Origin of the sequence: Paraburkholderia graminis C4D1M, assembly GCF_000172415.1 — a bacterium.
In the GTDB taxonomy this organism is placed as follows: domain Bacteria; phylum Pseudomonadota; class Gammaproteobacteria; order Burkholderiales; family Burkholderiaceae; genus Paraburkholderia; species Paraburkholderia graminis.
This window is the reverse complement of the sequence record NZ_ABLD01000002.1, coordinates 162,799-176,714: the sequence shown is the minus strand read 5'-3', so window position 1 is coordinate 176,714 and position 13,916 is coordinate 162,799. Positions and strand designations below refer to the sequence as shown.

Sequence of the window (13,916 nt, the reverse complement as noted above, 5' to 3'; positions counted from 1 at the left end):
CTGTGACGAAACTGGCCACTCATCGTGCCATCGAGGCCGTCTGGCGGATCGAGTCCGCCAAGGTCATCGCCCACGTCGCGCGGATGGTGCGCGACGTCGGGCTCGCCGAAGAACTGGCGCAGGACGCGCTCGTGTCCGCGCTCGAACATTGGCCGGACGCGGGCGTGCCTGACAATCCCGGAGCGTGGCTGATGGCGACTGCAAAAAATCGCGCGCTCGACCGCTTGCGGCAGGAAGCGCTGCACGCGCGCAAGCGCCAGGAACTGGGCCACGACATGGACGCACTCGAGGCGCATCTGGTGCCCGATTTCGTCGATGCGCTGGATGCGGCGCGTGCCGACGACATCGGCGACGACTTGCTGCGGCTCGTGTTCACCGCGTGTCATCCGGTGTTGTCGACGGACGCGCGCGTCGCACTCACACTGCGCCTGCTCGGCGGTCTGACGACGGATGAAATCGCGCGCGCGTTTCTCGTACCCGAGCCGACTATCGCGCAACGGATCGTGCGGGCGAAGCGCACGCTGTCGGCGGCGAAAGTGCCGTTCGAGGTGCCGCAGGCCGACGCGCGCGCGCCGAGGCTCGCGTCGGTGCTGCAAGTGATCTATCTGATTTTCAACGAAGGTTATTCGGCCACGGCCGGCGACGACTGGATGCGCCCGGCGCTCAGCGAAGAAGCGCTGCGGCTCGGGCGCGTGCTGAGCGGTCTCGTGCCCGATGAAAGCGAAGTGCATGGCCTTGTGGCGCTCATGGAGATTCAGGCCTCACGCACGCATGCGCGGACCGATGCGCAGGGCCGCCCGGTTCTGCTGCTGGACCAGGATCGCAGCCGTTGGGACCCGCTTCTGATTCGTCGCGGATTGGCTGCGCTCAACACGGCGCATGCGCTTGGCGGCGCGAGCGGGCCGTATGCGCTGCAAGCCGCGCTGGCCGCGTGTCACGCACGCGCGCATCGCGCGGAAGAAACCGACTGGGCGCAGATCGTCGCGCTATATGACGCGCTTGCGCAGGTGGCGCCTTCGCCGGTTGTGGAATTGAATCGCGCGGTCGCGGTGGGCATGGCGTTCGGGCCGGCGGCCGGCCTCGATATAGTCGATGCACTTGCCGCCGATGCCACGCTCGCGAACTATCACTGGCTGCCGAGTGTGCGCGGCGATCTGCTCGCGAAACTCGGCCGCCTGGACGAAGCGCGCGCGGAGTTCGAACGCGCCGCGGCGATGACGCGCAATGTGCGAGAGCGCGAGTTGCTGCTGGAGCGCGCCCGCTCGGCGATGCAGTAGGGCGCCGTAGTTTGTGCGCATAAACTGGGGTGGACGCGGCGCGGCGTCATGCGGCGACGTCCGCGAACATACGCCCCCACCAACCCCCTACCGTATCAACTGCCGCACACCCAACGCGATAATCACGCCGCCGCACACGCGATCGACCCACGCCTTGCTGCGCCGATACGCCGATGCAATTCGCGCATGCGACAACGTCAGCGCGACAAAGCCATACCAGCTGCTTGCCACGACGAACACCATGCCGAGCATCGCGAGGAACGTGCCGACGCTCTCGTGCGGCGGCGCCGCCGACGAAAACACCGCGGCAAAAAACGCGACCGACTTCGGATTGGCGATATTGGTCGCGAAGCCTTGCGCGAACGCCTGACGAAGGCTGCCGCCAGGCGCTTGCGCGATCTCTTGCGAGTTGCCCGCCGAGGCTTTGAAGATCAGCCGTCCGCCGAACCAGATCAGATAAGCCGCGCCGGCTATCTTCACGGCAAACGCCAGCCACGGAAACGCCGCAAACACTATACCGACGCCGAGAATCGCGCAGCTTGCCCAGAACAGATTGACGAGGACGATGCCCGCCACGACCGCGAGCGCTTCGGTGCGCGTGGTCGAGGCTGCCTTATGCGCGACGGCCACGAAGTTCGGTCCTGGAATCACGACGCCGGCCACATACACGGATAACACGCCGAGAACGGCTGAACTATCGATCACACGAAGCTCCCGTCAAGCCGAGAAAAATGCGAGCGCGCCAGTGGCGACACCCACGGCCGCGACCACGAAAGACAGATTGCGCAGCCACTTCTTGCGCGTCAGCAACGTGATCGCACACAGCGCGATGGCTACCTGAATCAGCGTAGTGGCTTGCGCCCAGCGATGGTGACCGTGCAGCAGCACTTCGCTCTTCGCATTGTTATCGAGGACTTCTTTTTCGATCTCTTCGGCTTTGGCGCGGATCGGTTCTTTCTGCTGCTTATATTTGTCGACGTCCGCGAGAAACTTTGCGTGTTCGTCCGACTGACCCGCGGACAGCGCCGCGCCCAGCTCCGCAAGGTTCTGCTTCTCGCCCTTCGCCTGATAGTAATTCCATTGATTCGACGCTTCCGTCTTTTTGATCGCGGCTTCGTTCTTGTAGTACAGCGCGAGGTTTTCGCTGTTGCCGCTTTGATAGGCGCACAGCGCGCCGATCGTCGCGAGCACTGCCGTGATCACGGCCATGCGGCTCCCGAAAGAGTCCGCGTCGTGGTGACCGGCGTGCTGCACCGCATGGTCGTGCGGACCATGCACTTCATACTCTTCAGGCATCAGATTCTCCGAGGCAAACTGTCTTGTCGCGCCGGGCGTCGCGCGGGCCCGGCGTCCTCAATCTTAGCGTGTGATGCGGCGTGGCTGGAAAAGCGCGCGTTTTGCGGTATGGGTGCGCGCGTTTCGATTCAGGCGCGATGACCCATCCATAGCAACAGCAGCGAGAGCGTCACGACGGAGCCTACCGTCGACAACAGAATGGTGCGCGATGTGATGTGCGCCTCGCGTTCATAGAACTCGGCCAGCATGAACGGGCCGGTGCCGGTGGGCAGCGCGGCGAGCACGACCGCCATTTCGACGAGCGCGGGTGAGAGGCGAAAGACGCGCGCCGCGAGCCACCATGTGAGCGCCGGTTGCACGATCAGCTTGACGAGCGTGAGCAGCCACGCAATGCCGCGCGTGCCCGATTCGGAAGGACGCTTTTCCGCGAGAAACAAGCCGAGGCTCACCAGCGCGCACGGACTGGCCGCGCCGCTCAACAGCTTGAGAAAGGTCTCCGCGCTCGGCGGCAACGGCACATGAAGACTGGCGAACAGCGCGCCGGCAATCGGCGACACGATCAGCGGATTGCGCGCCAGCGAGCCCAGCACTTTCAGGCCGAGTTTGTGCGGCGTGCGCTCCGTCTGCAAGCCGACTTCGATCAGCACGATGGCGCCCGCAAACAGTACGCACGCGACCAGGATCGTCGCGATGGTGGTGGGCGTGAGGCTCGCCTGGCCGAACGCGATCATGCCGAGCGGAAAGCCGATATAGCCTGTGTTCGGATACGAGGCGGCGATCGCATCGACACTCGCGTCCGCGAGATGCCGTCCGTTTAGCAGGCGCACGACGAGTATCAGCGCGAAGATGCCCGCGCATGCAACAGAAAACGTGACGACGAACGCCGGCTGATACAACTGTTCCCAGGTCGCGCGCGCCATCGTGTCGAAGAGGAGCGCCGGCAACGCCAGCCAGACCACGAAGCGATTCAGTTCCGATGCCGAGTTCGGCCCGAGCACGCCGCGACGGCGGCACGCAAAGCCCGCGAATATGAGGCCGAAGACCGGAAGCAGAATCTCGAGAGTGGCTAACATCGGTGTGGAACGCGCGGGCAATAAACGCGGATAGAAGGGCGAGCCGTCAGCGTAGTGATTTGCGTTGATACAATCAAATACCGTTTTTTGCCTTCGACGATACCTTTTATGCATCGTCGAAAAAAGGGGATGCCAACGTGATCGACATCAAGCCGCTGCGCTACTTCGTGACACTTGCCGAGACGCGCCATTTTGGGCGTGCGGCGGCGCGCCTGAACTTGTCGCAGCCTCCGTTGAGCCGCCAACTTGCGGCGCTGGAAGCGAGCCTCGGTGTGACGCTCATTGAGCGCAGCCCGCGCAGCGTCACGCTGACCGCCGCGGGCGAGCGTTTCTACGCCGATGCGAAGGCGATCCTCGCGTCGGTCGAGCAGGCGGTGAGCAATGCGCAGGCAGCGGCGTCCGGCGAAGCGGGCAAGCTCGCCATCGGCTTCACGATGTGCGCGGCCTATAACGTGGTGCCCGGTTATGCGCGCGCATTCGGCGCCGCGTATCCCGAGGTCGCTTTGAGTCTGCGCGAGGTCGTTTCGAACGATCTCGCCGCGCAGGTGGTGGCCGGGCATATCGACGCGGCCATCATGTTTCCACATGCGCCGGGCAAGGGACTCGCGACGCGCACGATTCTGCGCGAGCCGTTGTGCGTGGCGCTATCGCGTGGTCATCCGCGAGCCCGCGCGCGGCGGCTCAGGATCGCGCAACTGGCCGGCGAACCGTTCGTGCTGGCATCCGAGGAAGTGGCGCCCACGTTGCGCGCGACGATCCTCGAGCATTGCCGCTCGGGCGGCTTCGAGCCCGACATCCGCTTCGAAGTGCAATTGCAGCAGACGGTGCTGAGTCTCGTCGATGAAGGCGTGGGTGTCGCACTCGTGCCGGCTTCAATGCGCAAGGCGCAGTTGGCTGGCGTGGTGTTCAAGCCGCTCGTGGATGCGCCTTTGGTCGAGCAGGTGCTGGCGTGGTCGCCGGCGAATCGTAATCCTTGTTTGGGGCGGTTTTTGGAGTTGGCGTGAGCCGCGGGCGGCAACTAACCGCCGCGATAATTTGGCGACGCGAGGAATCTGCGATGATGCGAGCGCAACGTCTTTGAGCGTCAACGTTCAACTTCTCAATCTTCAAGCTCACTCGCCGACCCGCCGCTCAGTCAAATGCCCACGCCTCCTTCCACCCTCACCACCCCCCACCTCACCCTCCGCCCACACACGCGCGACGACTTCCTCGACAGCTTCTCTATGTGGTCCGATCCCGAGGTCGTCCGGTACATCGGCGGCAAGCCTTTTACGCGTGAAGAAGTGTGGGCGCGTCTGCTGCGCTATGCCGGTCACTGGGCGCTGCTCGATTACGGCTATTGGGTAGTCCGTGAAACGGACACCGGGCGCTTTGTCGGCGAGGTTGGTTTCGCCGATTTTCAGCGCGAGATCGAGCCGTCATTGGCGGGCACGCCGGAAATGGGCTGGGCTTTGAGTCCGGCGATGCACGGCAAAGGCTACGCGACGCAAGCCGTGCGCGCCGCGTTGGAATGGGCCGATAAAAAATGGCCGGGCGCTGCAACGGCATGCATCGTCGCGCCGGAGAATGAAGCGTCGCTGCGAGTCGCGCACAAGGCCGGCTATCGCGAGCAGCTTCGCACGACGTATAAAGGTCAGCCGACCATCATGTTCAAGCGCGAGCCAGGCGCGGCGATGTAAAAGCAAAGCCGGCGCGAAAGCCGGCTTATAAGATTCATCGTTCGAACTGATACCAGCGGGACTCAATCAGACGCCGCTCTTCCCCGCGCAATCAAGTCCGCCAGCCTTTCCACTTGTCCGCCTTCAGCATCGAAATTAGCATCACTCAGCCAACGCGTATAACTCGGCCGCAACACCGGCCATTCGCTGTCGATAATCGAAAACCACGCCGTATCGCGATTGCGCTGACGATAGACAATCGCCTGACGGAAGATGCCTTCGAACGTGAAGCCGTAACGCAGCGCCGCCGCGCGCGACGGTCCGTTCAACGAATCGCACTTCCATTCGAAGCGCCGATAGCCGAGCTCGTCGAATACGTATTGCATCAGCAGAAACATGGCCTCGGTCGCGATGCGCGTTCGCTTCAGACGCGGCGAATAAACGACGTGCCCCACTTCGATCACGCCGTTGGCCGGGTCGATGCGCATCAGCGCGAACGTGCCGACCGCCTTGCCGCTCGCGCTGTCGATCACCGCGTAGTGCAGCGGATCGGCCGATGCGGCAAGCCGCGCCAAATGTTCGCGATACGCCTCTGCACTCTCGAACGGACCGACGCCGAGATAGGTCCAGTCGCGGCCATCGGCGGCCGAATCGTAGGCGTCGAACAGATCCGCCGCATGGGCGTCGACGTCGACCGGTTCGATCCGGCAATAGCGGCCCGCCAACTGCGCGCGCCCTGGCGGCTTCGCGCCGCGCCACTCCGGCAGCGGCGCGCCGATCGGCTGGTCGAAGGCGTTACGTTGCGGTTCCATGTGTGCACTCCTCGCGTCGTGGTTGTCGTTGATCGTGGAAATCATGGAAGAACGATACGGCAATCGTGGTATGTTAAAAAGATCCAGCTCAATCGAATTCGATAGGTCCAGCCGTCATGATCGAGATTATTGGTCCGCTTGCTCATACGGCCGCGAACCGTGGCAACAGCGACCGCAGCGCCACTGGCAACGCTGCCGGGAAAACCGCGCCGCTGCAAAAGCAGCTAATCGAGCGCCTGCAGCAGGCCATTCTCGGCGGACGCCTGCCGGCCGGATCGCTGCTGCCGTCGTCGCGGCTGTTGGCGGCGGAAATGGGCGTGTCGCGCAACACCGTCGTCATTGCGTATGAGCACCTCGCCGCGGTCGGCTATGTGGTCGCCGACAAAAAGGGCACGCGCGTGACAGCGCTCTCGAGCCGCGCGGCGCGCGCCGAGCCGCCCGCGCGACCGGCCGCGCCAAAAGTGGCCTACGCGGCTCGCGTCGGCGAATTCAAGGCGACGCGCACCTACATGGATGGCGCGTTGCCGCTGACGCCCGGCACGCCTGCTTTGGACCGCTTTCCGCTGGCCGCATGGCGGCGCGCACTCGAACGTTCGATGGAGCGCGCGTTGCCGCTCGCGCTCGGCTACGGCACGCCGGCCGGCGAACCGGCATTGCGCGACGCGATTGCCGCGCATTTGCGGATGGCCCGCGGCGTGCGCTGCGAGGGCTCGCAGGTGATCATCACCGAGGGCGCGCAGGAGGCGCTGAACCTGTGCGTGCGGCTTTTCACCAATCCCGGCGACGTCGCGTGGATCGAGGACCCCGGCTATCGCGGCGCGAAGGCCGCGTTCAGACAGGGCGACGTGCGCGTTCAGCCGATTCCCGTCGACGAAGAAGGCATGTGCGTGCCGCCCGGCGCATGGGCCGCGCATCCGCCGAAGCTGATTTACACGTCGCCCGCGCATCAGTATCCGACGGGCGCGGTGTTGTCCGTGGCGCGGCGGCTCGAGCTGATCGCCGAGGCGCGGCGCTGCGGCGCGTGGGTGATCGAGGACGATTACGACGGCGACTTCCGCTACTCCGGCGAGCCGATCGCGAGCATGCAAGGGCTCGTGGACGACGCGCCGGTTCTCTACGTCGGCTCGTTCAGCAAGACGATGTTTCCGGCGCTGCGCATCGGCTTCGTGGTGTTGCCGCCCGCCATCGCCGCGCATGCCGAAGTCGCGCTGTACGAGATGCTGCGCGGCGGGCATCGTCTGGAACAGCTTGCGCTCGCGCATTTCATGGAAGGCGGCGAATTCGGGCGGCACCTTGGGCGCATGCGGCGGCTTTATCGCGAGCGGCAGCAGGCATTGCGCGAAGCGCTTACGGAGCACTTCGCCGCATCTGAAATTCTCGGCGGCGATTGTGGGATGCATTTGACGCTGCGCTTGCCGGCCGGCATCGACGACGACACGCTGACCGAACGCGCGTTCGCCAAAGGCCTCGCCCCGCGGCCGCTGTCCAGCTTCGCGCTGGAGCAGCGAGCGGGCACCAACGGCCTTGTGATCGGCTACGGCAACACCGCCGCGGAGCAGCTCACGCCGGCCGTCCGCGTGCTCGCGGAACTGGCTGCGGGCATCGAAAAACCGCGTCGGCGGCGCGCATAAGTTTTTGGGTTTGTCCGCGCGGCCCATGTCGCGCTATCGTGTCGTTTATGCGCGGCGACACCGGACACGCGATGTCGACCGATCGCCCGCATCATGTTCCGCGCGCCGTCTGGTGCGCGTCGCCGGATGGCTGTGCAGTCCGGGCATGAAGCTTCCCTTTGGTGTGTTTTCTATGACGATTTATCCGAGTGGAGATGACATGAAGGAAATCGAACCGACCCCGTGGTTTGAACTGGCCGCTCACTCGCCCGCGCGCGACGGCTGGTACGAGGTGCAATTGACGAGCGGGGACACGGCCTTTGCGAAATTCGGCGAGGGCGAGTGGACCGACAAGCCGGACGACGCGTTCACGCACTGGCGCGGGCTGTCCGCCGATCCATCGCAGGCGGCTGACGGCAAGGCGCAAGCCGACGCCGAGGCCACCGCCGACGGCGCCGAAGCCGCACCCGCAGCCGAGGCCAAAGGCGCCGATGAACCTATCGACGCCGAGGCCACTGCGGCGAACGGCGTGCGAGCCGCATGGAACGCGTTTTTCCCCGGCCTTGGGGAAGAGCAGCATAAGCCGGTGGACGCCGTCCCCAACGGCAAAGCGCCGCATTGACGCATGAAGGGCGGCGGCTTGCTGGCTGCCGCCCTGACAAAACCAGACCTTCGGGCAAAAACCAAGTATGCAAGCTACCCGGGAACCCGTGGCATTGCCGCGGGCCACGCAGTTACTCAATCATGGACCTGTGACGATCATCACCAGCGCGCATGGCGGGCGCTCGAACGTGATGGCGGCTTCGTGGGCCATGCCGCTCGACTTCGACCCGCCGAAGGTGATCGTGGTGGTGGACAGCCGCACGCTCACGCGTCAATTGATCGAAGCGAGCGGCGTGTTCGGGCTGCAATTGCCGAGCCGCAAGTTCGCCGCGCAGACGCTGGCCGTGGGCACGAACGCGGGGCTCGAAGTCGACAAGTTCTCAGCGTTTGAACTCGGAACTTTCGCCGCCGAAAAAATCGATGTGCCGATGCTGGCCGGTTGCATCGCGTGGATGGAGTGCAGGGTGATTCCCGACGACAGCCAGCGTCACGATCTGATTATCGGCGAAGTGGTGGCGGCGTACGCGGACAGCCGCGTCTACTCGAACAACCGCTGGCATTTCGGCGACGACCCCGAGCTTCGCACCTGCCATTACGTCGCGGGCGGGACGTTTTTTGCCACGGGCGAAGCGTTCGACGTGTCGCCTGCGGCAAATGCCTTGAGCGCTTCGCCGGCGAGCCGGTAGCGCACCCATTCGCTTTGCGCGCTCGCGCCGATGGATTCATAGAAACCGATGGCGGGCGCATTCCAGTCGAGCACGCTCCATTCGAAGCGGCCGCAGCCGGTCTCGCATGCGATGGCCGCGAGGTGGCGCAGCATCAGTTTGCCCGCGCCGCTGCCGCGGGCTTTCGGCGACACGTACAGGTCTTCGAGATACAGGCCTTTTTTGCCGAGCCATGTCGAGTAAGAAAAGAAGTAGACGCAAAAGCCGATGGGCTCGCCGTTCATTTCGCAGATGAGCGCGCTTGCTGTCGATGCGTCGGAGAACAGGCTTGCTTCGATGTCTGCGACGGTGGCGACGACTTCATGCTCGGCCTTTTCGTACACCGCGAGTTCGGTGATGAAGTGAAGGATGAGCGGGGCGTCGGAGGTGGTGGCGGGGCGGAGGTGGGTGGTCAAGGTTTGGTGGATTGGATTGGTGCGGTGGGGGCTGGCGCTCTGTGGTGAGCGTGTAGCGCTTTGGTTTGGCTGGCGCGCTAATTGACTTGAACGGTAAGCATAGCAGGGACGGGTGCGGTTGTTGGGCGTCGGATTTGTCGTAGACGCTTGGCGAGCTTCCAGGTTGCTACCAGGATACCCGTTTGCGATGAGTTTCCGCGTTCGGGCCAGTAGCCGCCGGTCGAGGTGTCGATCCAATTTGCATGGCCGAGCTCTCGTCCGCCCCCGCGCAATGGCCGGTTTCGGGCGAGCGAATTGACAGCGGTATTGCCTCAAGGCGGCCATCATGGGACGGTCGCGGGAAACCTCTCTCGGTCGTTCTGGCGACGGCAGTAGCCTGAAAGCGGCCGCTCGCCTGATATCATCAATGCACCGAATCCACTCTCCCGGTGAAGGATTTCTGTGGCATGCGATCGATGTGCGGACCTGTGCGTTCGCTATGCAATCAGATCCCCTCGTGAATTGCGCAAGGCGATACAGATCGCGGCAGAGAATATTGCCGATAGAACGCTCGTTGAGGTGGTCCCGGACGACCATTGCGTCTTCGTTCCGTTTGTCGAGCTAGCGAAAAGCGCAGCGTGGGACGACTATGTCGAATACCATTTTCGCTGCATGCATTGCAATGAAGCTTTTTGGCTGCACGCGGAAACGTATCACGGCAGCGGTGGTAACTGGGAGCCTAGAGACTCCGCATCGGTCCGCAAGAATATCAACAATTGATACCTTGAACACTCATGGGGCGTTGTTCGGCCAGCATGAGCGACTCGCCGGAATCTCGGCCGCGACATTCAAGCGTCATCGGCCAAATCTTCAACGATTTTCGCAATCATGGGGCGCGCAAAGGCCTCAACCGCATCCGTGCCAGGTTGACCGACCTCACCTGCGTCAAAGGCTAGATAGACTTCATTAAAGAACGAGGGCCACGATTCCTCGCCCAGTGAGATGAAATCGTCGTACACAAAGCCGACTACGGCGATCGCGAGCGCGTCGCAAAACCCGAAGGAGAATTGACCTTTGTGAAAGCCGATCGCGAGATGCCGAGCTAGCACGTCATATGCGTCACGCCTTGTCGCTCCGACGATCTCGGTCCAGCGCTCCATGTCAGCTTCCGAAACAAGTCGACCCGGGCCGGTCTCAGCATAGCGAGATTGCAGCTCCGCGATAAACGTGGCTTGTGATTCCGGTGGAGCGGGGTGACGGTCGCCGCTCATTGCTGAAGGAAGGCCGCGATGGCGCGAATCAGGTCTTCAACGTGGACCAGTTCGGCTTCCGAAATGTCCTCTCGACAGTTTGCTCGGAGTCCGCGTAAGGCTTCGTACAGGTTACCCCAGTCGTCCGTCAACCCGTTGGTTAGCGGCCATGCGCTCAGTAGATGCCGTAAAGGGCGTGCAGAGCGGCGTTCGCACCAAATATCGAACAGTTGCGCGCATCCAGCGTTGATGTCGTCAGCGGTCATCGGTTAGTCTTCGGCCGGTATAGTCGATGAAGCATCAATGATGCCCCATCTCGAATGACCGTTTGCAAGTATGCAGAATCGCGGGCGGTTCGTGATGTTAGCCAGTCGCCAGGATCAGCCAACGGATGACCGCTCAGCGGTCGATAGCCGCCGTCCCGTCCGCCAGGCTGCGGAGGACCGGTTTGGGTCGGAAATACGCGTTGACGACCGGCCGCTTTCGGGATGCGAAACACCAATGACCGCTTCGCGGCGATGAACTCGAAGCGCCGATGGACTCAGCCCGACCCACAGCCGACCGTCGGGTCGATCGATAGCGGCCATTCGACGTGATATCGTTCCACTCCACAATTCGAATCCATCAGGATCATCAGCATCATGGCCAAGCCGGACCTCATTGCGGTTGCGATTAAGTTCACGGATTGGGAACAGCCATGGACGTTCTATCCGACTGCATTGGACCAGATTTGTCACGATTCCGACGACCGAGCCATCTTCGAGCAAATCTGGGCCGAAGCGTGTCGTCTGGAACACTGGGAACACGTCGAACTAGCTGAATGCTGCGATTCGTGCGATCGCGAGCTCAAAAATCGATTTTCATGGCTCCCCGAGAAGGCACGCGCGCAGTTTGTGCGGGCAGCATCGTTCGAATGGAAATAACGCCGTCCATACCGCATAGGTCGAGACAATTGTTGGCAGTTCGCGTATCGACCTCGAACGGCCGAAACTGGCTGACGCCGGTCCGGACTGTCTATCGTCATTTTGTCGAGAGATTTGGTTGCGCTCGTGCGGATCCAATTCCAGCAGTTGGCGTGCTAGCCGACTGGTGATCACCGGACCGCATTTGGCGCAGACTCCGTTGTTGGTTGCCTTCCCGCAGCAAGGACAAAACCATCTACCCAGATTGAACCGTGTCAACTCGCAAGGTAAAACGGGGACCTCCAACCTGAGCTTCTCGAATTGCTCTCGAACGGAGATGCTAAATAATGAGCCCGCCGATGAGCATTGGAGCTCTCCCCCAGTGGCTTCAACGAGCGGTGCGGAACAGTAAGGACTGTGCATGCGCTGGAGTGTCGGTTCGATTGATTGTTGACGATCTTGAAGGAGATGTCGAGCGTCCGGAACTGGCCGATCGGGTGAGCTCGTCAACGTCCGCTTCATAGTGCTCCGGTCTGCAAAACGCTGGCTAGACTGACTGACCGTTTTAGAGAGAATCGTCTGACCGGAGTGGGTCGTACCGAGCCGATCGCGGTCAGGTGCAGACCGGGCCCGAATCGGCCGCTGGCGCACGCTCGTCAACGGCCGCTTTGAACTGCATGCGACATCGCCGTAGCATCGGAGCTACCAACAGCCGGTTCAAGTTTCCGGGACAACAACCTCCACCGGCAAGCGGCCCAAGCAGTGATCTCCTGAGTGGATTAGGACCGAGCAAATGCCGGGCTCACCCACTTCACAGTCGATTAACAGGGCGAAAATTGGCCTTGCAATTCGGCGAGGCACCCCGCTATATACCTTCATCGCCTGCGACCAAAGCGTATTCCCTCCCGATGACTCGAATGATGCCGTTAGCTCGTATTCGACGCCCAATTGGGCGTTTCCAATGGACAGGATACCGAATAGAACAAACGTAAGCCTTTCCGGTAATTTTGCGAAGGTGACGTGCTCTATTCCGGCCGCTAAGCAATAGGCGAGGCTATCTCGGAAGTGGCAGCATTCAGCAAGCATCAAAGTGCTGATGTGCAGTCCGGCCTTTAGGTCAGCCTCGGACACTTTCCTGCTCACAATCACACTGAATCCGGCCTTTCCACCTTTCCCTCCCTTGGCAACGATATCACCGAAGGAAGTATCGCCTCCGTCCCCGCCATCACCACCGTTCAGATCGGCTTTGCCGCCTTGTCCTATCTTTACGGGGATTTTCATCCCTGGAGTTACCTTGAGGATAGCCGTGACGAGTTCGCCACCTTGGCCGCCCGCACCACCTTGGGATCCAGGACCAAAAGCGGCAGCGCCTCCACCTCCCGCCCCTGGAGCAGTCGCGGGTGTACCAGCGAAGTTGTGCACGTTACCGCCCGCGCCGCCGTCGCCACCGCGGGCTTCACCGATTGCACTGCCACCTCCGCCGCCCCCGCCTGGTGCATTCCCCCCCGCGCCACCAAGGTTGTATATATTCAGTTCGGGATCTTCGCCAATAGACAGGAACTGTCGTCTAACAGCCTGCATGGCCGGGCGGTCTAGAATCGTAGCGATGCGCTCCAGATGAAACAGTTCGACCTTCAAGTCACCTGCATAGTCTTCCAGTTCCCGACGCTCATTTCGCTTTAGTTCTTGATTGGTCACAAATACGATGCCTGCAGCGCGGTTCGCTTTGACCTTCTCGGCGTCCGCAATGAATTTATCCTTGATTTCACGGAAGTCCTTTTGACCACGAGGAAAATAGACTGCCATGATCCAACGTTCACCGGCGTATGTGCATCGAGCATCCTGGCCGCCATCCTTTCCTCCGAGCGGGTGGCTCGGATCAATGGATTCGAATCTTTCGTGATCGAGAATTAGAGCAGCCAGTCGCTCCGATGGCGTCGAGCCGTACGTCCACTCGCGCAAGCGGTGCCAAGTTTCATCAATACGATTTGCCATGCGAGCCTCGCCTATGACGTTTCCACGACTGTAGCATCATAGGTATCCCGCGATAGCGGCGCTACGGCCACCTCGAATCTAGACGTGCTCGGATGTCGTGTGGATTCACTATCCGTGTCGTTGGCTACGGTGAGACAACCGTGATTGCCTCCAGACAGTTCGCGATTACATCGGCATGAGCATGGCAGAAGAACCGTTTTCGCCGGCCTTCGAGCAAGGTTTGCGTAGCACAAGGCCTTTCTCTTTTGACCACCGAGTCCGCTGTCCTACCCGTCCTATCCCCCTCGGCTAAATCAACAAACATCAGCCGCGGGGCTTGCAGCAACCTCAATCGCGTCCCT

General features: G+C 62.1%; 15 protein-coding genes. 7 read left to right on the top strand and 8 right to left on the bottom strand.

Annotated elements, in window-relative coordinates:
- The first annotated feature begins 2 nt into the window (after window positions 1–2).
- Window positions 3–1,277 (top strand): RNA polymerase sigma factor, encoded by a 1,275-nt coding sequence (locus BGRAMDRAFT_RS03800; protein ID WP_006047339.1) that lies wholly within the window; start codon window positions 3–5, stop codon window positions 1,275–1,277.
- Window positions 1,278–1,364: 87 nt separating this feature from the next.
- Here the strand turns inward: BGRAMDRAFT_RS03800 and BGRAMDRAFT_RS03795 are convergent, their stop codons facing one another.
- From BGRAMDRAFT_RS03795 to BGRAMDRAFT_RS03785, 3 genes are all read right to left on the bottom strand, one after another.
- Entirely contained in the window at window positions 1,365–1,982 is a 618-nt protein-coding gene (locus tag BGRAMDRAFT_RS03795; protein WP_006047338.1) for a LysE family translocator, read from the bottom strand.
- Window positions 1,983–1,994: 12 nt separating this feature from the next.
- Window positions 1,995–2,573, bottom strand: a complete 579-nt coding sequence (locus BGRAMDRAFT_RS03790) for a DUF4337 domain-containing protein (RefSeq protein WP_006047337.1) — start codon at window positions 2,571–2,573, stop codon at window positions 1,995–1,997.
- Window positions 2,574–2,701: 128 nt separating this feature from the next.
- Window positions 2,702–3,646 carry an AEC family transporter gene (locus BGRAMDRAFT_RS03785; protein ID WP_006047336.1) on the bottom strand — a complete coding sequence of 315 codons (945 nt, stop codon included), beginning with the start codon at window positions 3,644–3,646 and terminating at the stop codon, window positions 2,702–2,704.
- Between the two features lie 137 nt (window positions 3,647–3,783).
- Here BGRAMDRAFT_RS03785 and BGRAMDRAFT_RS03780 point away from each other — a divergent pair, with 137 nt between their 5' ends.
- Window positions 3,784–4,650, top strand: a complete 867-nt coding sequence (locus tag BGRAMDRAFT_RS03780; protein ID WP_006047335.1) for a LysR family transcriptional regulator — start codon at window positions 3,784–3,786, stop codon at window positions 4,648–4,650.
- Window positions 4,651–4,785: 135 nt separating this feature from the next.
- Window positions 4,786–5,325, top strand: coding sequence for a GNAT family N-acetyltransferase (locus tag BGRAMDRAFT_RS03775; RefSeq protein WP_006047334.1), 540 nt, complete (start codon window positions 4,786–4,788; stop codon window positions 5,323–5,325).
- 62 nt (window positions 5,326–5,387) lie between these two features.
- Here the strand turns inward: BGRAMDRAFT_RS03775 and BGRAMDRAFT_RS03770 are convergent, their stop codons facing one another.
- A complete protein-coding gene (locus BGRAMDRAFT_RS03770) occupies window positions 5,388–6,116 on the bottom strand; it encodes a GNAT family N-acetyltransferase (protein ID WP_006047333.1) in 729 nt (242 codons plus the stop codon).
- 116 nt (window positions 6,117–6,232) lie between these two features.
- Between BGRAMDRAFT_RS03770 and pdxR the strand changes: the two genes are divergently transcribed.
- The 3 genes from pdxR (at window position 6,233) to BGRAMDRAFT_RS03755 (ending at window position 9,015) form a co-directional block, all read left to right on the top strand.
- The gene (gene pdxR / locus BGRAMDRAFT_RS03765) at window positions 6,233–7,747 is read left to right on the top strand and encodes a MocR-like pyridoxine biosynthesis transcription factor PdxR (protein ID WP_006047332.1); all 1,515 of its coding nucleotides are present in this window, start codon (window positions 6,233–6,235) and stop codon (window positions 7,745–7,747) included.
- A gap of 199 nt (window positions 7,748–7,946) precedes the next feature.
- Window positions 7,947–8,348, top strand: coding sequence for a hypothetical protein (locus tag BGRAMDRAFT_RS03760; RefSeq protein ID WP_006047331.1), 402 nt, complete (start codon window positions 7,947–7,949; stop codon window positions 8,346–8,348).
- A gap of 67 nt (window positions 8,349–8,415) precedes the next feature.
- A complete protein-coding gene (locus BGRAMDRAFT_RS03755) occupies window positions 8,416–9,015 on the top strand; it encodes a flavin reductase family protein (RefSeq protein WP_006047330.1) in 600 nt (199 codons plus the stop codon).
- Here the strand turns inward: BGRAMDRAFT_RS03755 and BGRAMDRAFT_RS03750 are convergent.
- The 3 genes from BGRAMDRAFT_RS03750 to BGRAMDRAFT_RS03735 all read right to left on the bottom strand — a co-directional run bounded on the left by BGRAMDRAFT_RS03750 (window position 8,922) and on the right by BGRAMDRAFT_RS03735 (window position 10,944).
- Entirely contained in the window at window positions 8,922–9,449 is a 528-nt protein-coding gene (locus BGRAMDRAFT_RS03750; protein ID WP_006047329.1) for a GNAT family N-acetyltransferase, read from the bottom strand. The genes BGRAMDRAFT_RS03755 and BGRAMDRAFT_RS03750 overlap by 94 nt on opposite strands.
- A gap of 827 nt (window positions 9,450–10,276) precedes the next feature.
- Entirely contained in the window at window positions 10,277–10,588 is a 312-nt protein-coding gene (locus BGRAMDRAFT_RS03740; RefSeq protein WP_006047327.1) for a hypothetical protein, read from the bottom strand.
- A 107-nt stretch (window positions 10,589–10,695) separates the two neighbouring features.
- Window positions 10,696–10,944 carry a hypothetical protein gene (locus tag BGRAMDRAFT_RS03735; RefSeq protein WP_044020269.1) on the bottom strand — a complete coding sequence of 83 codons (249 nt, stop codon included), beginning with the start codon at window positions 10,942–10,944 and terminating at the stop codon, window positions 10,696–10,698.
- A gap of 375 nt (window positions 10,945–11,319) precedes the next feature.
- Between BGRAMDRAFT_RS03735 and BGRAMDRAFT_RS03730 the strand changes: the two genes are divergently transcribed.
- Window positions 11,320–11,601, top strand: coding sequence for a hypothetical protein (locus BGRAMDRAFT_RS03730; protein ID WP_006047326.1), 282 nt, complete (start codon window positions 11,320–11,322; stop codon window positions 11,599–11,601).
- A 696-nt stretch (window positions 11,602–12,297) separates the two neighbouring features.
- On the opposite strand, the gene BGRAMDRAFT_RS33190 is transcribed toward BGRAMDRAFT_RS03730, so the two are convergent.
- Window positions 12,298–13,575 carry a glycine-rich domain-containing protein gene (locus tag BGRAMDRAFT_RS33190; RefSeq protein WP_006047325.1) on the bottom strand — a complete coding sequence of 426 codons (1,278 nt, stop codon included), beginning with the start codon at window positions 13,573–13,575 and terminating at the stop codon, window positions 12,298–12,300.
- Window positions 13,576–13,916 lie beyond the last annotated feature (341 nt).

What these genes read in the sequence shown, in the direction of transcription:
- BGRAMDRAFT_RS03790 (WP_006047337.1), bottom strand. Translation starts at nt 2,573, where the DNA reads ATGCCTGAAGAGTATGAAGTGCATGGTCCGCACGACCATGCGGTGCAG.
- BGRAMDRAFT_RS03785 (WP_006047336.1), bottom strand. Translation starts at nt 3,646, where the DNA reads ATGTTAGCCACTCTCGAGATTCTGCTTCCGGTCTTCGGCCTCATATTC.
- BGRAMDRAFT_RS03775 (WP_006047334.1), top strand. Translation starts at nt 4,786, where the DNA reads ATGCCCACGCCTCCTTCCACCCTCACCACCCCCCACCTCACCCTCCGC.
- BGRAMDRAFT_RS03770 (WP_006047333.1), bottom strand. Translation starts at nt 6,116, where the DNA reads ATGGAACCGCAACGTAACGCCTTCGACCAGCCGATCGGCGCGCCGCTG.
- pdxR (WP_006047332.1), top strand. Translation starts at nt 6,233, where the DNA reads ATGATCGAGATTATTGGTCCGCTTGCTCATACGGCCGCGAACCGTGGC.
- BGRAMDRAFT_RS03760 (WP_006047331.1), top strand. Translation starts at nt 7,947, where the DNA reads ATGAAGGAAATCGAACCGACCCCGTGGTTTGAACTGGCCGCTCACTCG.
- BGRAMDRAFT_RS03755 (WP_006047330.1), top strand. Translation starts at nt 8,416, where the DNA reads ATGCAAGCTACCCGGGAACCCGTGGCATTGCCGCGGGCCACGCAGTTA.
- BGRAMDRAFT_RS03740 (WP_006047327.1), bottom strand. Translation starts at nt 10,588, where the DNA reads ATGGAGCGCTGGACCGAGATCGTCGGAGCGACAAGGCGTGACGCATAT.
- BGRAMDRAFT_RS03735 (WP_044020269.1), bottom strand. Translation starts at nt 10,944, where the DNA reads ATGACCGCTGACGACATCAACGCTGGATGCGCGCAACTGTTCGATATT.
- BGRAMDRAFT_RS03730 (WP_006047326.1), top strand. Translation starts at nt 11,320, where the DNA reads ATGGCCAAGCCGGACCTCATTGCGGTTGCGATTAAGTTCACGGATTGG.
- BGRAMDRAFT_RS33190 (WP_006047325.1), bottom strand. Translation starts at nt 13,575, where the DNA reads ATGGCAAATCGTATTGATGAAACTTGGCACCGCTTGCGCGAGTGGACG.